This is a genomic window from Agromyces binzhouensis, from assembly GCF_042672355.1.
GTDB classification, from domain to species: Bacteria; Actinomycetota; Actinomycetes; order Actinomycetales; family Microbacteriaceae; genus Agromyces; species Agromyces binzhouensis.
This window is the reverse complement of record NZ_JBHXVJ010000001.1, coordinates 83,560-101,779: the sequence shown is the minus strand read 5'-3', so window position 1 is coordinate 101,779 and position 18,220 is coordinate 83,560. Positions and strand designations below refer to the sequence as shown.

The 18,220-nt window shown below is 72.7% G+C and carries 18 protein-coding genes; 11 read left to right on the top strand and 7 right to left on the bottom strand.

Annotated elements, in window-relative coordinates:
- The first annotated feature begins 1 nt into the window (after position 1).
- The 6 genes from ACFVHK_RS00535 to ACFVHK_RS00510 all read left to right on the top strand — a co-directional run bounded on the left by ACFVHK_RS00535 (position 2) and on the right by ACFVHK_RS00510 (position 4,910).
- Positions 2–2,209 (top strand): heavy metal translocating P-type ATPase, encoded by a 2,208-nt coding sequence (locus ACFVHK_RS00535; RefSeq protein ID WP_376927640.1) that lies wholly within the window; start codon positions 2–4, stop codon positions 2,207–2,209.
- A gap of 76 nt (positions 2,210–2,285) precedes the next feature.
- Complete coding sequence (locus ACFVHK_RS00530) at positions 2,286–2,660, top strand: chorismate mutase (RefSeq protein ID WP_207207190.1); 375 nt, start codon at positions 2,286–2,288, stop codon at positions 2,658–2,660.
- On the top strand, positions 2,657–3,622 hold the full coding sequence (locus tag ACFVHK_RS00525) for an SDR family NAD(P)-dependent oxidoreductase (RefSeq protein ID WP_376927104.1): 966 nt from the start codon (positions 2,657–2,659) through the stop codon (positions 3,620–3,622). The genes ACFVHK_RS00530 and ACFVHK_RS00525 overlap by 4 nt, the downstream gene beginning before the upstream one ends.
- Positions 3,619–3,819: a hypothetical protein gene (locus ACFVHK_RS00520; protein ID WP_129233717.1), complete on the top strand. Its 201-nt coding sequence runs from the start codon at positions 3,619–3,621 to the stop codon at positions 3,817–3,819. The genes ACFVHK_RS00525 and ACFVHK_RS00520 overlap by 4 nt, the downstream gene beginning before the upstream one ends.
- Positions 3,820–3,852: 33 nt before the next feature.
- Entirely contained in the window at positions 3,853–4,272 is a 420-nt protein-coding gene (locus ACFVHK_RS00515; protein ID WP_129233716.1) for a pilus assembly protein CpaE, read from the top strand.
- 92 nt (positions 4,273–4,364) lie between these two features.
- The gene (locus tag ACFVHK_RS00510) at positions 4,365–4,910 is read left to right on the top strand and encodes a hypothetical protein (protein ID WP_376927103.1); all 546 of its coding nucleotides are present in this window, start codon (positions 4,365–4,367) and stop codon (positions 4,908–4,910) included.
- Positions 4,911–4,934: 24 nt separating this feature from the next.
- On the opposite strand, the gene ACFVHK_RS00505 is transcribed toward ACFVHK_RS00510, so the two are convergent.
- The 4 genes from ACFVHK_RS00505 to ACFVHK_RS00490 all read right to left on the bottom strand — a co-directional run bounded on the left by ACFVHK_RS00505 (position 4,935) and on the right by ACFVHK_RS00490 (position 8,991).
- Positions 4,935–5,189: a hypothetical protein gene (locus ACFVHK_RS00505; RefSeq protein WP_376927102.1), complete on the bottom strand. Its 255-nt coding sequence runs from the start codon at positions 5,187–5,189 to the stop codon at positions 4,935–4,937.
- Positions 5,189–5,689: an NUDIX hydrolase gene (locus ACFVHK_RS00500; protein WP_376927101.1), complete on the bottom strand. Its 501-nt coding sequence runs from the start codon at positions 5,687–5,689 to the stop codon at positions 5,189–5,191. The genes ACFVHK_RS00505 and ACFVHK_RS00500 overlap by 1 nt, the downstream gene beginning before the upstream one ends.
- Before the next feature lie 37 nt (positions 5,690–5,726).
- Positions 5,727–8,075: a phosphoribosylformylglycinamidine synthase subunit PurL gene (gene purL, locus ACFVHK_RS00495; RefSeq protein WP_376927100.1), complete on the bottom strand. Its 2,349-nt coding sequence runs from the start codon at positions 8,073–8,075 to the stop codon at positions 5,727–5,729.
- A gap of 97 nt (positions 8,076–8,172) precedes the next feature.
- Positions 8,173–8,991, bottom strand: a complete 819-nt coding sequence (locus ACFVHK_RS00490) for a shikimate 5-dehydrogenase (protein WP_376927099.1) — start codon at positions 8,989–8,991, stop codon at positions 8,173–8,175.
- 258 nt (positions 8,992–9,249) lie between these two features.
- On the opposite strand from ACFVHK_RS00490, the gene ACFVHK_RS00485 reads away from it, so the two are divergent.
- Positions 9,250–12,447, top strand: coding sequence for a carbohydrate binding domain-containing protein (locus tag ACFVHK_RS00485; protein ID WP_376927098.1), 3,198 nt, complete (start codon positions 9,250–9,252; stop codon positions 12,445–12,447).
- Positions 12,448–12,531: 84 nt separating this feature from the next.
- Here ACFVHK_RS00485 and ACFVHK_RS00480 read toward each other — a convergent pair whose 3' ends face one another.
- Entirely contained in the window at positions 12,532–13,086 is a 555-nt protein-coding gene (locus tag ACFVHK_RS00480) for a DUF3817 domain-containing protein (RefSeq protein WP_376927097.1), read from the bottom strand.
- A gap of 76 nt (positions 13,087–13,162) precedes the next feature.
- Here ACFVHK_RS00480 and ACFVHK_RS00475 point away from each other — a divergent pair, with 76 nt between their 5' ends.
- Positions 13,163–13,696, top strand: a complete 534-nt coding sequence (locus ACFVHK_RS00475) for an adenine phosphoribosyltransferase (RefSeq protein WP_376927096.1) — start codon at positions 13,163–13,165, stop codon at positions 13,694–13,696.
- A gap of 29 nt (positions 13,697–13,725) precedes the next feature.
- A complete protein-coding gene (locus ACFVHK_RS00470) occupies positions 13,726–14,460 on the top strand; it encodes a flavodoxin family protein (RefSeq protein WP_129233708.1) in 735 nt (244 codons plus the stop codon).
- A gap of 4 nt (positions 14,461–14,464) precedes the next feature.
- On the opposite strand, the gene ACFVHK_RS00465 is transcribed toward ACFVHK_RS00470, so the two are convergent.
- Positions 14,465–15,364 (bottom strand): formylglycine-generating enzyme family protein, encoded by a 900-nt coding sequence (locus ACFVHK_RS00465; RefSeq protein ID WP_129233707.1) that lies wholly within the window; start codon positions 15,362–15,364, stop codon positions 14,465–14,467.
- 351 nt (positions 15,365–15,715) lie between these two features.
- On the opposite strand from ACFVHK_RS00465, the gene ACFVHK_RS00460 reads away from it, so the two are divergent.
- Positions 15,716–17,050: a mechanosensitive ion channel family protein gene (locus tag ACFVHK_RS00460; RefSeq protein WP_376927095.1), complete on the top strand. Its 1,335-nt coding sequence runs from the start codon at positions 15,716–15,718 to the stop codon at positions 17,048–17,050.
- A gap of 22 nt (positions 17,051–17,072) precedes the next feature.
- Here ACFVHK_RS00460 and ACFVHK_RS00455 read toward each other — a convergent pair whose 3' ends face one another.
- Positions 17,073–17,552 (bottom strand): hypothetical protein, encoded by a 480-nt coding sequence (locus ACFVHK_RS00455; protein ID WP_376927094.1) that lies wholly within the window; start codon positions 17,550–17,552, stop codon positions 17,073–17,075.
- Positions 17,553–17,719: 167 nt separating this feature from the next.
- Between ACFVHK_RS00455 and ACFVHK_RS00450 the strand changes: the two genes are divergently transcribed.
- The gene (locus ACFVHK_RS00450) at positions 17,720–18,160 is read left to right on the top strand and encodes a Fur family transcriptional regulator (RefSeq protein ID WP_129236048.1); all 441 of its coding nucleotides are present in this window, start codon (positions 17,720–17,722) and stop codon (positions 18,158–18,160) included.
- Positions 18,161–18,220 lie beyond the last annotated feature (60 nt).

The following is an 18,220-nucleotide window of genomic DNA, read 5'->3' as shown; positions in this document are numbered from 1 at the left end:
CATGACCTGCGCCTCGTGCGCCATGCGCATCGAGAAGAAGCTCAACCGCCTCGACGGCGTCACGGCGACGGTGAACTACGCGACCGAGAAGGCGCGGGTCTCGGCGCCCGTCGGCGTCGACGACCCCGAGCTCATCGCGACGGTCGAGGCGGCGGGCTACCGCGCCCAGCTCCCGCCGGCGCCGGCCGGCGCGCCCCCCGTGGAGAACCGCGCCGACGCCGAGCTCAGGTCGCTGCGCACGCGGCTCATCGCCGCGATCGTGCTCTCGGTCCCGGTGATCCTCCTCGCGATGATCCCGGCGCTGCAGTTCACGTACTGGCAGTGGGCGTCGCTGGCGCTCGCCGCGCCCGTCGTGACGTGGGCGGCCTGGCCGTTCCACCGGGCCGCGCTCGTCAACCTGCGGCACGGCGCCGCGACGATGGACACGCTCGTCTCGCTGGGCGTGACGGCGGCGTTCCTCTGGTCGCTGTACGCCCTGTTCCTCGGCACCGCAGGAACGCCCGGCATGGTGCACGGCTTCGAGTTCACGGTCGCCCCGAGCGACGGCGCGTCGAACCTCTACCTGGAGGTCGCCGCGGGCGTGACGATGTTCGTGCTCCTCGGCCGCTACCTCGAGAAGCGGTCCAAGCGTGCCGCCGGCGCGGCGCTCCGAGCGCTGATCGAGCTCGGCGCGAAGGACGTCGCGGTGCTCCGCGACGGCGTCGAGTCGCGGATCCCGGTCGAGCAGCTCGCGGTCGGCGATGCGTTCGTCGTCCGCCCAGGCGAGAAGATCGCGACCGACGGCGTCGTCGTCGAGGGGCGCAGCGCGGTCGACGCCTCGCTCGTGACCGGCGAATCCGTGCCGGTCGAGGTCGAGACGGGCGACGCCGTGATCGGCGCCACCGTGAACGCCGGAGGACGCCTCGTGGTGCGCGCGACGCGCGTCGGCGCCGACACGCAGCTCGCGCAGATGGCGCGCCTCGTCGAGGACGCCCAGGCGGGCAAGGCCGAGGTGCAGCGACTCGCCGACCGCGTCGCGGGCGTCTTCGTGCCGATCGTGATCCTCATCGCGATCGCGACGCTCGGCATGTGGCTCGGCGGCGGCTTCCCGGCCGCCGCGGCGTTCACCGCCGCCGTCGCCGTGCTGATCATCGCGTGCCCGTGCGCGCTCGGCCTCGCGACCCCGACCGCGCTGCTCGTCGGCACCGGTCGCGGCGCACAGCTCGGCGTGCTCATCAAGGGGCCCGAGGTGCTCGAGTCGACGCGTCGCGTCGACACGATCGTGCTCGACAAGACGGGCACCCTGACGAGCGGGCGGATGTCGCTCGCGGGCGTGCACGCCGCCGACGGCGTCGACGAGGTCGACCTGCTCCGCCTCGCGGGGGCGCTCGAGCACGCCTCCGAGCACCCGGTCGCGAAGGCGATCGCGGACGGCGCGGCCGTCCGGGTCGGCAGCCTGCCGACGCCCGAGTCGTTCGAGAACCGCCCCGGCCTCGGCGTGCACGGCGTCGTCGACGGGCACCTCGTGCTCGTCGGACGGCCCGCCCTGCTCGCCGAGTGGGGGTTCGGGCCCGACCCGCAGGTCGAGGCATCCGCCGCCGCCGCCGAGGCCGAGGGCCGCACGGTCGTGGTCGTCGCCTGGGACGGCCGCGTGCGCGGCGCGCTGAGCGTCGCCGACGCCGTGAAGGCCACGAGCGCCGACGCCATCGCGCGGCTCCGCCGGCTCGGGCTCGAGCCGATCCTGCTCACGGGCGACAACGCGACCGTGGCACGGCAGGTCGCCGCGGAGGTGGGCATCGAGCGGGTCGTCGCCGAGGTGCTGCCGGCCGACAAGGCCGCGGTCGTCGCCCGCCTGCAGGACGAGGGCCGCACGGTCGCGATGGTCGGCGACGGCGTCAACGACGCTGCGGCGCTCGCGCAGGCCGACCTCGGGATCGCGATGGGCACGGGCAGCGACGTCGCGATCGAGGCCGCGGACCTCACGCTCGTGCGGGGCGACCTGCTCGCCGCGGTCGACGCGATCCGGCTGTCGCGCCGCACGCTCGGCACGATCCGCGGCAACCTGTTCTGGGCGTTCGCGTACAACGTGGCCGCGATCCCGCTCGCGGCCCTCGGGCTCCTGAACCCGATGCTCGCGGGTGCGGCGATGGCGTTCTCGAGCGTGTTCGTGGTCGGCAACAGCCTGCGCCTGCGCGCGTTCCGCTCGGCGGTGCCGGCACCCCGTGCATGAGCATCGGCCGGGCGGCCCGCGGGCCGTGTCCTGCAGCCGATTCTCATGGGGTTCGGGCGTCGCCTAGGGTCGAAGCATGACCGCCGAGATTCCCGACCGCGCCGCCGACCCCAGCAAGGCCGAGGGCGACGGCGCGGTCGACGAACGCGACGCCGCGATCAGCATGCTGCTCGGCATCCGCTCGAGCATCGACAACATCGACGCCGCCCTCATCCACCTGCTCGCGGAGCGGTTCAAGTTCACCCAGCAGGTCGGTCGCCTGAAGGCCGAGCACGGCCTGCCCCCGAGCGACCCCGACCGCGAGAAGCGGCAGATCGAGCGGCTCCGCTCGCTCGCGGAGGACGCCCACCTCGACCCCGCGTTCGCCGAGAAGTGGTTCAACTTCGTGGTGGCCGAGGTGATCCGCCACCACGAGGAGATCGCCGACGGCTCCGGGTCGGACCGCCCGTGAACTGGTACCCGACGCGGGTGCCGCCGCAGGCCGGGCGGCAGGTGCTCGTCACCGGAGCGAACGCCGGCCTCGGGTTCTTCACGTCCGCCCGCCTCGCCCGGGCGGGCGCCCACGTGATCCTCTCGGGCCGCAGCCCGGAGCGTCTCGACGCGGCGGTCGCCGCGATCCGCGGGCGGATGCCGCGCGCCTCCGTCGACACGCTCGTGATCGACACGTCGTCGCTCGACTCCGTGCGCGCGGGGGCCGACCGCCTGCTCGATCGCGCACCGCTCGACGCGGTCGTCCTGAACGCCGGCATGGTGCACACCCCGAGCGAGCGGAACGAATCGGTCGACGGACACGAACTCGTGCTCGCGACCAACGTGCTCGGCCACTTCGCGCTCCTCGCGGGCGTCGTGCCCCACCTCGCCCGCGGCGCCCGGGTCGTCACCGTCGGTTCGCTCTCGACGAGGCTCTCCACCTTCCGGGTCGACGACCTCCAGCTCACCGGCTCGTACTCCGCCTGGCGCGCGTACGCGCAGTCGAAGATCGCCGGCGCGTCCGTCGCGTTCGAGCTCGACCGGCGCCTGCGCCGTGCGGCGACGGATGCCGCGGAGGCGGTCGGCGCGGCATCCGTCACGCCCCGCGTGCACAGCATCGTCGCCCACCCGGGCTACTCGATCTCCGGGCGCACGCCGCGCGTGCCCGGCGTCAACCAGCCGCCGACGGCCGACCGGTTCGCCGACGCGCTGCAGGCGGCGTGGTCGCAGGGCAAGCACCGCGGAGCGGAGGCGATCGTGCACGCCGTCACCGCCGACGACGTCGAGGGCGGCCAGTTCTGGGGGCCGCAGTGGATGGTCAAGGGCCCGCCCAGGCTCGCGGCGCCGACGCGCACGAGCCGCGACGCGCGCACCGGCGCCCGCGTGTGGGCGCTGGCCGAGGACGCGATCGGTCGCACCTTCGACGTCGGGTCGCGCCCGTGATCCGGGGCCTGGTCTCGCGCTGGTGGTCGCAGCCCGGTGTCCGCCTGCGGATCGCACGCGTGGTGGTCGTCGTCGGCGTCGTGCTCGGACTGTTCGGCGTGCTCAGCGGGCGCTACGGGTTCCTGTTCGCCGGGATCATCATCGTCGGCCTGGGCGCGGGGCTCGGCCCGGCGCGCATCCGGAAGCGGCGCGACTAGGTGCCCGCCGGCGCGAGCGCGTAGCGTGTCCGCATGATCAGCCGAGACCTCGCCCTGCAGTTGCGGGACGCCGGGCTCGCGTGGCATCCGCAGTCGGGCGACCGCTTCCAGCTCGACCTGCCCAGCAACGTCGAGGCCGAGGCCGAGGCCGACGTCTTCACGGTCAGCGAGATGACGATCGAGACGCACCGGCACGAGACCGGCACGATCCTCGGCTTCAACGGCACGACGGAGTGGGCGCTCGACTCGGTCGCGCTCGCCGACGCCATCTGGCTGCCGCGCGAGGACCAGCTGCGCGAGCTGCTCCGCGCCACGTTCCGGAGCCTGCGCCGCCTGCCGGATGCCTTCGAGGTGTCGATCGGCCTCGGCGGCGACACGCTCGCGTTCGAGCACCCCGACGCCGCCGAGGCCTACGGCATGGCCCTGCTCGCGCTGATCGAGCGCACACGCTGAGCGCGTGGCGTGCGAGTGTCCGGCCGATGCGGGTCCGGGCACGGCCGAGCCGCATTCCGTGGACACTCGCCGGCCGTGTCTAGGCTCGACACATGGGCGAGACGGATGCCGCGGCCGCGGCCGCGCGGGCGCGCGAGGCCGTCGAGGGCGCCGTGCGCGTGCTCGCCGAGGCATCCGCTCGAACCGAGACGCTGGCCGAGTTCGTCGCGGGTCGGCGCGTGCTCGGCATGCCGCGCGCCCCGCGCATGAGCGTCGTCGGGCCGGTCTGGCGACTGGGCGTGCTGCTGCTCGACGCCGATGCGCGGCTGTACTCGACCGGCCGCGTGGTGCGCGCCGAGCGCGCGGTGCGACGGAGCGTGCTCGCCGACTCGGTCGCCGAGCACCGCGCGTACCGCGCCGCCGCGATCAAGGGCGGGATCCCCGAGGGCGAGACCGTGGTGTTCGACGCGGAGCCCCTGTCGCTCGAACCCGACGCGCTCGCCGTCGGCGACGGGCCGCTCCGGCTCATCCCGCGCGACGACGGCACCTCGATCGTGGGCGTGCGCTGGAACCCGGCGTTCGCCGATGCGGCACTGCCGCTCGACGCCTACCTCGCCGAGCGCGTCGACCTGCTCGTGCACCCGCCGCAGGGCGCCTGACACGAGCCACCGGAGCCCGCGTGCTCAGGCGGGAGGCGGCTCGTCGTCGGCGTCGGTCCGCGAGGGGCGCTGCTCCTGCTCGGCGATCGCTTCGATGACCGAGTCGTGCAGTCCGCGCTGCCCCGTGTGCAGCTCCTGGTACGTCTCGCCCGCGCCCATGAGCGGGCCGAACGCCGACCGTGCCCGCTGCCCGCGCGGCGCGCGGATGGCGCGCACCGTCATGCCCACGACGAGCGCCGCCGCGAACAGCGCGCCGAGGACGCCGACGAGCGCCTCCATCAGAATCCGAACGCCGTGACCGCCGGCAGGCCGCCGTCGCGCCAGCCCTCGAGGGCGAACCGCTCGTGGTGCACGAGCCGCTCGGGCAGGTCGTCGAGCGCGAACCATTCGAGTGCGCTCGCCTTGTCGGGCTCCTGCAGGGTCGGGATGCCGCGCCACGAGCGCGCTGCGAAGAACACGTCGAGCCGCTGGTCGACCGGCCGGCCGGTCGGCGCGGTGCGGTGCATCGCCGTGATCGGCTCGAGCTCGGAGGGGTCGACGTCGACGCCGATCTCCTCGAGCGTCTCGCGCACGGCGCCCGCCACGAGCGTCTCGCCGGGGTCGACGTGCCCGGCGGCGGACGCGGCCCACCAGCCGTCGTAGTACCCGGTTCCCGCGCGCAGCTGCAGCAGCACGCGGTCGCCGTCGACGAGGAACACGTACGCCGCCGGGATCAGCGCGAAGGTGCCGTGCTCCGCGGCGTACGCCTCGGAGTACGTCTGGCGCTCGCCGCCCGGCATGCGTCGTTCCTCGATCCGCTCGGACCCGATGGACGGCTCAGTAGCCGACGATCGGGCCGAACGCGTCGGCGAGCGGAGCGCGGTTCACGGTGCGGAGCTCGTCGATCGACACCGTGAACGCGCCCTGCACCTCGAGCGAGCTCGACGCGGCATCCGTCACGCCGATGCGGCGCACGGGGTAGCCGCGACCCTCGCAGAGGCCGCGGAACTTGACGTCGTCCTCGCGGGGCACGGTCACGATCACGCGGCCGGTCGACTCGGAGAAGAGCGCGGTCGCGAGGTCGATCCCGGCGTCCTCCGTGACCTCGCCGAGGAACACGCGCGCGCCGACGCCGAAGCGGCCGACGCCCTCGGCCAGCGCGATCGCGAGGCCGCCGTCGGAGAGGTCGTGCGCCGAGTCGATGAGGCCCTCGAGCGCCGCGGCGCGCAGCAGCTCGGCGAGCTGCTTCTCGCGAGCCAGGTCGACGAACGGCGGCACCCCGCCGAGGTGGTCGTGCACGACGCCCGCCCACGCGGAGCCGTCGAGCTCGGCGTACGTCTCGCCGAGCAGGTAGATGTTGTGCCCCTCGTCCTGCCAGCCCGACGGGATGCGGCGCGCGACGTCGTCGATCACGCCGAGCACCGCCACGACCGGGGTCGGGTGGATCGGCACGTCGCCGGTCTGGTTGTAGAAGCTCACGTTGCCGCCGGTGACGGGGATGCCCAGTTCGAGGCATCCGTCGGCCAGGCCCGTGACGGCCTCGGCGAACTGCCACATCACTTCGGGGTTCTCGGGAGAGCCGAAGTTCAGGCAGTCCGAGATGCCCATCGGGGTCGCGCCGGTCACGGCGACGTTGCGGTACGCCTCGGCGAGCGCGAGCTGCGCGCCGCGGCGCGGGTCGAGCTGGCAGTAGCGCCCGTTCGCGTCGGTGGCGACCGAGACGCCGAGCCCCGACCCCTCGTCGACTCGGATCATGCCCGCGTCGTCGGGTGCGGCGAGCGCGGTGTTGCCGAGCACGTAGTGGTCGTACTGGTTCGTGATCCACGCGGCATCCGCCTGGTTCGCCGAGCCGACGAGCTGCAGGAACTGGGCGCGCAGCTCGTCGCCGGCGTCGTCGGCGGGGCGGGCGAGCGACGCGGCCGTGTCGGCCTGCAGGGCCTCCAGGTACGACGGGACGGTCATCGGCCGCTCGTAGACGGGCCCGTCGACCGCGACCGTGCGCGGGTCGACGTTCACGATCTCCTGGCCGCGCCAGGTGATCGAGAGGCGTCCGGAGTCGGTGACCTCGCCGAGCACGCTCGTCTCGACGTCCCATTTCTGCACGACCTCCATGAAGCCGGCGAGCTTCTCGGGGCGCACGATGGCCATCATGCGCTCCTGGCTCTCCGACATCAGGATCTCCTCCGGAGTGAGCGACGGGTCGCGCAGCAGCACGTCGTCGAGCACGATCGACATGCCGCCGTCGCCGTTCGCCGCGAGCTCGCTCGTCGCGCACGAGATGCCCGCCGCGCCCAGGTCCTGGATGCCCTCGACGAGGTCGCCCTTGAAGAGCTCGAGGCAGCACTCGATGAGCACCTTCTCGGCGAACGGGTCGCCGACCTGCACGGCCGGGCGCTTGGTCGGGCCGCCCTCGGCGAACGTGTCGGACGCGAGGATCGACGTGCCGCCGATGCCGTCGCCGCCGGTGCGGGCGCCGAACAGCACGACCTTGTTGCCGACGCCCTTCGCGTTCGCGAGGTGCAGGTCCTCATGGCGCAGCACACCCACGGCGAGCGCGTTGACGAGCGGGTTCTTCTGGTACACCGGGTCGAACCAGGTCTCGCCGCCGATGTTCGGCAGGCCGAGGCAGTTGCCGTAGAAGCTGATGCCCGACACGACGCCGTGCACGACGCGCGCGGTGTCGGGGTCGTCGATGGCGCCGAACCGCAGCGCGTCCATGACGGCGACCGGGCGGGCGCCCATCGAGATGATGTCGCGTACGATGCCGCCGACGCCGGTCGCGGCGCCCTGGAACGGCTCGATGAACGACGGGTGGTTGTGCGACTCGATCTTGAACGTGACCGCCCAGCCCTCGCCGATGTCGAGCACGCCGGCGTTCTCGCCGATGCCCACCATGAGGTGCTGCTTCATCTCGGGAGTGACCTTCTTGCCGAACTGGCGAAGGTGCACCTTGCTCGACTTGTACGAGGCGTGCTCGCTCCACATGACGGAGTACATGGCGAGCTCGGCGCTGGTCGGGCGGCGGCCGAGGATGTTGCGGATCCGCTCGTACTCGTCGGGCTTCACGCCGAGCGCCGCGTACGGCTGCTCCTTCTCGGGGGTGGCCGTGGCGACCTCGACGGTGTCGAGCACCGGCGTCGTGGTGGCCGGGGTCGGCGCAGCGGTCGTGGCGGGTGCGTCAGTCACGGGTGGCGAGCTCCTGGAAACGGCGGCGAGACGGATGCCGCGGGCGGATGCCGGTCGCACCGAGTCTACCCGGCGTGCTCACCTGAGCATGCGCCGGTCAGGGCTCCGCGCGGGAGAAGGCGGCGGCCCGCTCGACCTGCTCGCGCGTGAGCGCGACGCCCGTGTAGCGCTCGAACTGGCGCGCGGCCTGCAGCGCCACGACCTCGGCGCCCGTGATCACGGGCGTGCCGGCGGCGCGAGCCGCCGCGATGAGCGGCGTCTCGGCGGGGAACGCGACCACGTCGAAGACCGTCGAGGCGCGCTCGATGACCGGCTCGTCGAAGGCGAGCGACGCGGCATCCGCCCCCTGCATGCCGAGCGGCGTGACGTTCACGATGACGTCGAAGGATGCCTCGGGCTCGTCGCGCACCCAGGCGTAGCCGTACTTCTCGGCGAGTGCCGGTCCGGTCTCCGCGTTGCGCGCGAGCACCGTGAGGTCGTCGAAGCCCGCGCCCCGGAAGGCGGCGACCACGGCCTTCGCCATGCCGCCGGACCCGCGCACGACGACGCGCGCCGCCGGATCGAGGCCGTGCTCGGCGATGAGCTGCGCGACCGCCTCGTAGTCGGTGTTGGATGCCGTGAGCCGCCGGCCGTCGTTGACGATCGTGTTGACCGACTCGATCGCGGCGGCCGAGTCCTCCATCACGTCGACGAGCGGGATCACGGCCTCCTTGAACGGCATCGACACCGAGCAGCCCCGGAAGCCGAGCGCGCGCATGCCGCGGATCGCGCCCTCGAGGTCGTCGGTCGCGAACGCCTTGTAGAGGAAGTTCAGTCCGAGCTCGTCGTAGAGGAAGTTGTGGAAGCGCGTGCCGAGGTTCGACGGGCGACCGGAGAGGGAGATGCAGACCTGCATGTCCTTGTTGAGGATCGGCATGCGCCCATTCTCCTCTCGCGGGCGCGGACCGCGGGCGACCGACGGCCGAGGCCGCGATTCGGAGAATGCTGGATATGTTGTGAGAGCGCTCTCTTCGGGCACCGCAGGGTGAGCGGTTTCCCGGGCGCCGATCGTGCGAACCGGACAGCTGGGCATCGATCCCAGTATCCACAAGGGGCTTGCGGGAATCGTCGGGGCCTGCCTACCCTGTCGGGGACCACCTCGGTCGTTCCCTTCACCTACTGCAATGGAGCACGAATGGACTCGAAGAAGAGAGCGCTCTCACGGCGCACTGCCGCGACGGTGGCAGCTGCGGCCGTGGTCGTCGCGCCACTCGCAGCCGCAGCACCGGCGTCCGCAGCCGGCAGCATCTCCGTCATCGCCGACTTCGAGGGCGGCGCACCCGACGGGTTCTTCTCGTACGGTGCGGCGGGCTTCGGCATCGTCGACGTCGCCGCGGACTCGCCCGACGCAAAGCCCGACCAGTCCGGGCCCACGAAGGTCGTCTCGTACGGCTGGGACGTCACCGCCCCCGGCTCGTTCGGCGGCGTCGGCCAGACGTTCGCCGGAGCCCGCGACGTCAGCGCCTTCGACGGCGTGACCCTGATGGTCGACGGCTCGGGCAACGGCGCCGTCTACCAGGTCGAGCTCTTCGACGGCGGAGCCAACGCCGACGCCTCGGAGCGCTTCGACGTCGACCTCGTCGACGACGTCGACGGGTGGAAGGAGGTGCGCCTGCCCTGGTCGGCGTTCACGCGCGCGACCGACTTCCAGCCGGGCGGCGCACCGGACGACGGCCTCGGGCTCACGAGCCTGTGGGGCTACGCGATCCCCGCCGTGAACGGCTCCGACACCATCCGCGTCGACGACATCGCCGTCTTCTCGGACTCCGACCTCACTCCGTCGGTCTCCTTCTCGACCGCAGCCGCCTCTGCGATCGAGGGAGACGCGCTCGACATCGAGGTGCGACTCGACCTCGCATCGGCATCGCCCGTGACCGTCGAACTCGGTGCCGTCGACGGCACGGCGACCCTCGCCGAAGGCGACTACGCCGACCCGACCACGACCGTCGAGTTCGCGCCCGGCGAGACGAGCCGCATCATCCAGGTCGCCACGACCGGTGACGACGCCGACGAGGGCGACGAGACCTTCTCGCTCCAGCTCACCGCCCCGTCGGGTGCGCAGCTCGGCTCGCTCACCTCGCTCGAGGTGACCATCCTCGACGACGACGGCGAGGTCGTCGGGCCGCCGACCGGCCGCACGACGATCGTCGACGACCACGAGTCGCCGCTCGTCCGCGGTGACGCCGGCGGCATCCCCGTCGGCTGGTTCGAGGCGCAGGACCCGAGCAGCAGCGTCGCGTTCGAGCGCACCGACGCCCCGCCGGCCCCGGTTCCGGGTGCACCCGAGGGCAACGACGTGCTGCGCGCCGACTTCGACGTGACGAGCTTCGGCGTCGTCGTGCGCAACTTCACGAACGAGGCCGCGGACGCCTGGACGACCGAGGACTGGTCGACCTACGAGGGCATCGGGTTCTGGATGTACGGCAACGGCTCCGGCACCGACCTCTTCCTCGACCTGCTCGACAACCGCAACCCCGGCTCGACGACCGACGACGCCGAGCGCTTCGTCGTCTCGTTCTCCGACGACTGGCGCGGCTGGAAGTTCCTCACGTTCGACTTCGACGAGTTCTCGCGCAAGAACATCGGCAACGGCGCCCCGAACGACGGGCTGACCCTCACCGACATGCACGGGTACGCATTCGGGTCGCTCCGGACGACCACGCCGCAGACCTTCCTCTACGACGACGTGCTCGTCTACGGCGAGGCCGAGCCGCCCGCGCTCGCGGTCGGGTTCGACCGGTCGGGCTACGAGGTCGACGAGGGCGACACGGTGACCGGCGTCATCCGCCTGAACCGCGTGGCCGAGACGGAGGTCACGGTCGACTGGGCCGCCGAGGCGACCGAGGCGCGCACCGCGACCGAGGACCTCTCGGCGACCGCGGATCGCGACTTCACGCCCGCGAGCGGATCGGTCACGATCCCGGCCGGGGAGCGCGAGGCGACGATCGAGCTGCCCACCATCGAGGACGGCAAGCACGAGGTCGACGAGACGTTCATCATCCGGCTCTCCGACCCGCAGGGCGCCGAGTTCGGCTTCGTGCGCACCGCCCCGGTGAGCATCCAGGACGACGACCCGATCGACCCGTCGCTCATCGAGGACTTCGAGACGGAGCCGTGGCTCTACGACGTCACCGGCGATGCCGAGCTCACGACCCGCGAGATCGCGGCGGGCGACGCCGACGCCTATGACGGCCAGGCCGCCTTCGAGGGCGTCGCCGACTTCACCCACACCGGCACGGCGACCATGTCGCGCGAGTTCGCCGGCGGCCAGGACTGGTCGGACGCAGACGGCATCAGCTTCATGGTGAACGGCACCGGGAAGCCGACCCGCATCACGGTCGGCATCCAGGACGACCCGGCGCCCGACGCGGGCCCCGACACCTGGGAGCTCGCGTGGAGCGACGAGTTCGACGGCCCCGCGGGCGCGCCCGCGAACCCGGAGAACTGGTCGTACGAGACCGGCGGCTGGGGCTGGGGCAACGACGAGCTGCAGTACTACACCGACAGCACCGACAACGCGGCGCTGGACGGCGACGGCAACCTCGTCATCACGGCCCGCGAGGTCGACGGCGAGCAGGCCGGGCTCGAGTGCTGGTACGGACCGTGCGAGTACACCTCCGCGCGCCTGATCACCGAGCAGAAGCAGGAGTTCGAGTACGGTCGCATCGAGTCGCGCGTGCAGCTGCCCGAGGGCAGCGGCATCTGGCCGGCGGTGTGGTCGCTCGGCACCGACTTCCGCGAGGTCGGCTGGCCGCAGACCGGCGAGATCGACGTCATGGAGTACGTCGGGCGCCTGCCGAACGAGGTCTTCGGCACCATCCACGGCCCCGGCTACTCGGGCGGGCAGTCGTTCGGCGGCATCTACGACTTCGGTGAGCCCGTGCCCGCAGGCTGGCACGAGTTCGCGGTCGAGTGGACGCCGGACGAGATCGTCTGGGAAGTGGACGGCATCGTCTACCACCAGGCCGACCCGGCGGATGTCGCGCCGAACGAGTGGGTCTTCGACCACCCGTTCTCGCTCATCACCAACATCGCGGTGGGCGGCAACTTCGGCGGCGCCCTGGGCGACGACCTCGAGTTCCCGCAGTCGCTCACGGTCGACTACGTCCGCGTCTACCAGGCGCCCGACACGGCCGAGCGCTTCGTCGCGGGCATCGTCGACCGCACGGCGGGGTGGCACGAGGTGACGATCCCGTTCGACGCCTTCAAGCGGGCCGACGAGCAGCCGGCCGGGGCACCGGACGACGGGCTCACGCTGACGGACGTGCAGGGCTACTCCCTCACGTTCGCCGGCAAGGGCACGCACTCGATCGACCGCGTGACGGTCGAGTGACCGGAACCCGATAGCCCGACGAACGAGGGCGGGGCGGATGCCGCGGCATCCGCCCCGCCCTTCGTCACGCCCTGGGTCGAGCGGTCAGTCGCGGCCGCCGGGCGGCCCGACGATGAGCAGGATCGTGAAGACCGCGGCGATGCCGAGCACGGCGGCCACGGTCAGCAGCAGCGGACGGGCGAGGAACCAGTGCAGCATCCGGTTGATCACGTTGCCGTCGGCGGGGTGGTCGGTCGGCTCCCGCCGCCACGGTCCGTCGAGCTTGTCGCGGCGGAGCAGCCACACCTCGAAGGGGATCGTCGCGTAGGGGACGATCGCGAAGACGACGCCCAGCACGATCAGCCCGAACGGCCACCGCTGGTTGACGCCGACGAGCGCCGCCGTGAACGCGTACGCGAGGAAGACGAAGCCGTGGATGGAGCCGCCGACGAGCACCGCCCAGTCGAGGCCGAGCGTGGCGCGCATGATGAGCGCGGTGATGAGGATGGTCCAGGTGATCGCCTCGGCGACCGCGAGGAGCCGGAACAGCCGCTTCGGCGTCAGGCCGGGCGCGACCGACGTGACCGGCGTCGTGGCCGGCGGGAGTCGGAGCGGATTCGAGGTGGTGGCGGTCGTGGGGTTCGGATCGGGGGAGCTCACCGGACCATCCTCTCAAGCGGGTACCACCATCCGCATCGAACGAATGGCGGAGCTCGGGCCGGAGTAGGGTGTTGCGGTGAACGAAGCGCAGGTCCGCGACCTCGTCGAGTCGAAGCTCGCCGTCATCCCAGACTTCCCGGAGACCGGCGTCGTGTTCCGGGACCTGACCCCGGTCTTCGCCGACGGCCCGACGTTCCGCGCACTGTCCGAGGCGCTCACCGCGCCGTTCGCCGGTCGGTTCGACCACCTCGCCGGGCTCGAGGCGCGCGGCTTCCTGCTCGCGGGAGCCGCGTCGGCGCTCTCGGGCGCGGGCGTGCTCCCCGTCCGGAAGGGCGGCAAGCTGCCGCGCGCGGTGCTCCGCGAGGAGTACGACCTCGAGTACGGCACGGCCGCGCTCGAGGTGCACGAGGACGAGCTTCCCCCGGGCTCGCGCGTGCTCATCGTCGACGACGTGCTCGCCACGGGCGGCACGGTCGAGGCGGCGGCGACGCTGATCGAGCGGGCCGGATGGCGCGTCGCGGGCGTATCGGTCGCGATCGAGCTCCTCGACCTCGGCGGGCGGGCCCGGCTCGGCGATGACGTCGAGATACACAGCGTTCTCCGGTACTGAATCCCGGGCGTCCGGAGTACCGTCGCTCCATGGCAGCAGCACCGGATTTCAGCGACCTCAGCGCCGTGTACGTCAACTGCACGCTCAAGCGGTCGCCCGAGGTGAGCAACACCCAGGGCCTGATGGACGCGAGCATCGCACTGATGCGCCAGCACGGCGTCGCCGTCGAGACCTTCCGGCTCGTCGACCACGACGTCGCGACGGGCGTGTTCCCCGACATGCGCGAGCACGGCTGGGCGACGGACGCGTGGCCCGACGAGATCTGGCCGAGCATCCGCGACGCCGACATCCTCGTGATCGGCGGGCCGATCTGGCTCGGCGACAACTCGTCGGTCACCAAGCGACTCGTCGAACGCCTCTACGCGATGAGCGGCGAGCGGAACGCCAAGGGGCAGTACGCCTTCTACGGCAAGGTCGGCGGGGTCGTCATCACGGGCAACGAGGACGGCATCAAGCACTGCGCGATGGACCTGCTCTACTCGATGCAGCACATCGGCTACACGATCCCTCCTGCCGCCGACGCCGGGTGGATCGGCGAGGCGGGCCCGGGCCCGAGCTACCTCGACGAGGGTTCCGGCGGCCCCGAGAACGACTTCACGAACCGCAACACGACGTTCATGACGTACAACCTCATGCACCTCGCCAGGCTGCTGAACGATGCGGGCGGGATCCCCGCGATCGGCAACGTCCGCGACGAGTGGGAATCGGGGGAGCGCTGGGGGTACCGGCCCACGCCGGACCACCCGAACCCGGAGTACCGCTGAGCACTCAGCCCGTGACGTCGGCCGCGCAGCGGAAGCCGAGGTGCGTGGTCGAGGAGTCCTCAGCCTGGGACGAGCGCGCGGCCGGTCGGTAGCGGCGGCAGTACTCGGGCGCGCACAGGTGCGACCCGCCCTTGGTGACGTGCAGTGCGCGCGACGGAGCCGCGCCGGCGAGCAGGTCGGCGCGCTCGCCGCGGTCGACGGATGCCGCGCCCGGGGGAACGTGTCGAGGCGTGAACGGGTCCGAGGTCCACTCCCACACGTTGCCGATGACGTCGACGAGCCCGAACCCGTTCGGCGGGTACGCACCGACGGGAGAGGTGCCGCCCCAGCCCTCGTTGCGGTACGGGAACGACCCCTGCCAGGTGTTCGCCAGGACGACGCCGCCGGGCGTCCGCTCGTCGCCCCACGCGAACTCGGCGCCGTCCAGCCCGCCGCGCGCCGCGTACTCCCATTCCGCCTCGGTGGGCAGGCGGCGACCGGCCCATTCGGCGTACGCCGTGGCGTCCGCGAAGGCGACGTGCACGACCGGGTGGTCGGCGCGGTCCTCCAGCCCCGAGCCCGGGCCGAACGGATGGCGCCAGTCGGCGCCCGGCACCCAGCGCCACCACTGGCGCCAGTCGCGAAGGTCGACCGGGCCGTCGGTCGGCGTGAACACGAGCGACCCCGGCGCACGATCGGATTCCGGGACGTCGGCGAACTCGACGGGGTCGAGCGGGCGCTCGGCGGTCGTGACGTATCCGGTCGCGCTGACGAACTCGGCGAACTGGGAGTTCGTGACCGGGTGGCGCTCGATCGCGAACGGCGCGACCTGCCGTTCGTGCTGCGGCGCCTCCTCGGCGTAGTGGGCGTCGCTGCCCATGCGGAACGTGCCACCGGGCAGTGGGACGAGCTCGGTCAGGGCCATCCGTTCAGGGTACCGGCGCCGCCCGCACGCGAGCCTCATCCTCACCGAGGGGCCGAGCTCCCCGATCCGGACGGCCTGCTCGAGGGCGAGGGCGACGTCTCGCGCGTCGCGAAGCTCGTCGACTCGGGAGACCTGGAGCACAAGCGCGAGGCGTTGCAGGCGCTGGTCCGCGCCTGGATCGCGGCCCGCGACGCGACCTGACCACTGCGCCCGCGCTCCGCGACCGCGGCGCACCGCCCTCTGGCCGTCGCCCCGGCGCGGGCTGGGCATGACCCGAGAGGTCCTCGCTCGGCTTGCACGCCTCACAGGGGGCCCGCATACGCTGGGGAGCCCGACCGGAGGGAGTCCGCCATGCCCGACGCCACGACCTGGGAGACCACGTTGGTCTTCGCGATCGCGCTCGTCATCGCGGTCATCGCCACGTTCATCATCTCGGCCATCGCCTCGATCATCGTGCGGGCCGTCTCGCGCCGCCGCGACTGGGCGGGCATCCTGATCCGCCGCGCGCGATGGCCGTTCCGGACGGTGCTCCTCGTCGCCGGCACGTGGATCTCGATCGCGCTCGCGTTCCCCGACGCGAGTTGGCGGCCCGCCGTGGACCACGCCTTCCTCATCGCGATGATCGCCGCGGGCGCCTGGCTCGTCGCGGAGCTGTTCCTGTTCCTCGCCGACATGGGCGTGAGCCGGTACCGGTTGGATGTCGCCGACAATCGGGTCGCACGGCGCGTGCACACGCAGTTGCAGATCGTGCGCCGACTCGTGGTCGTCGTCATCGTGATCCTGGCGGTGGGCGCCATCCTGCTCACCTTCCCGGGCGTGCGCGCGGTCGGTGCGAGCGTGCTCGCCTCCGCCGGAATCGCGTCGATCGTCGCCGGTCTCGCCGCGCAGTCGGTGCTCGCGAACATGTTCGCCGGGGTCCAGATCGCGTTCAGCGAGGCGATCCGCGTCGACGACGTCGTCGTCGTCGAGGGCGAGTGGGGCCGCATCCGCGAGATCACCCTCACCTACGTGGTGGTCGTCACGTGGGACGAGCGGACCGTCGTGCTGCCCTGCACGTACTTCACCACGAAGCCGTTCCAGAACTGGACGAAGTACGGCAGCGCCCTCGTCGGCTCGGTCGAGCTCGACGTCGACTGGCGCATCTCGACCGACGCGATGCGCGAGGAGCTCGACCGGGTCCTCGAGGGAGAGGAGCTCTTCGACGGCCGCACGAAGGTGCTGCAGGTCACCGAGGCGACCGGCGGGCTCGTCCGGGTCCGCGTACTCGTCAGCGCAGCCGACTCGGCGGCGCTGTGGGACCTCCGATGCCTGGTCCGCGAGGACCTCGTCGAGTGGATCCGAGAGCAGGATGCCGCGGCGCTCCCGCAGCAGCGCGTCCTGGTCGGCTCGGAGCCGGCGGAGCGGACCGATGCGGATGCGGACTCCGACGAGGGGCGGAGCGGGGCGACGGATGCCGCGTCCGAGTCGCGGCGGCAGGCCGGGGAGCCGTCGGCGGCGAAGCCGGCGACGGGCTCGATACCGCGCGCCGGGCTCTTCTCCGGGACGGCGGACGGCGCGCAGCGCGCGTCGGAGTTCACGCAGGCGATCCCGGTGCAGTCCCAGGAGGACGGGGACGGTGCGCGCGCGGGGGCCGACGTCGATGCGGGCGACGACCGGTCCGCCGGCCCGGACGATCGGGCGCGCTGAGGCCCCGTACGCGCACGGCCGTTCAGGACTCCGAGCCGGTGCCTGTGTCGTCGCCGTCCCCGTCGCCGGAACCGGGGCGCTCGCCGGGCCCGCCGAAGCCCGGGCGATCGCGGCCGGGGGCGAAGCGGTCGCCGCCCCGGTCGCCGCCGAAGCCCGGACCCGCGGGGATGCCCGCACGGTCGCCGACGACACCGCCGAACACGGCGGCGGCGTTCCCCGCGACGAAGCCCGCGCCGAAGAAGACGAGCGCCGCGACCAGGGCCGCCACGACGAGCACCCAGGCGCGGCGGTGCCAGGGCGTGCGCTCGTCGACCCGTGACGGACGGCCGCCGGCGGGCGGCGCCCCCGCGGCGGGCGCGTCGCGGTCGGCCGGGTGGAACGGGGGAGGCGTCTGCGCCGCAGGCGGCAGCGGTGCGGTCGGCGCCGTGGCGGGAGCGTCCGGCGTCGTCGCCGGGTCGTCCGTCGTCGCGGCGGTCGTCGTGTTCGTGCTCTGAGCGGTCATGATCGGTCCTCCGGGCGTGTCCTGCGCGGTGCGCGGCGCACCGGTGCGGTTCCGATGCTTCGCCGTGAGGCTATGCGCGGGCTTTGGCGCAGCCCTGCGTGCGCCGCGAACGTGAACCGGTCGCGAAGTTGTTTTGAGTCACTCAAAACAACTGCTACGGTGGGGGCATGACCACCGAGGCCCACCGCGACGACGCCGCGGCGCGCCTTCGCGCCGCGGGTCTCAAGGTGACCGCCCCGCGCATCGCGGTGCTCGACGCCGTCAGCGGCCACGGCCACCTCGACGCCGATGCCGTGCTCTCGCGGGTCGCGGGCACGCTCCCCGGCACCTCGCTGCAGTCGGTCTACAACGTGCTCGGTGCGCTCACCGACGCCGGACTGCTGCGACGCATCGAACCCGCCGAGTCGCCGGCGCTCTACGAGAGCCGCACGGGCGACAACCACCACCACGTCGTCTGCACCCGGTGCCGCGCCGTGGCCGACGTCGACTGCGTGGTGGGCGAGCCGCCCTGCCTCGCGCCCTCCGACGCCGCCGGCTTCGCCATCCACACCGCCGAGGTCACCTTCTGGGGCCTCTGCGCCGACTGCCAGCGGGAGGTCGCCGGCTAGCCCGGCGCCATCCGCTCGCCCAGGCGCGCCCCGCGCGCCGACCGCCCGGCCGGGGCGGTG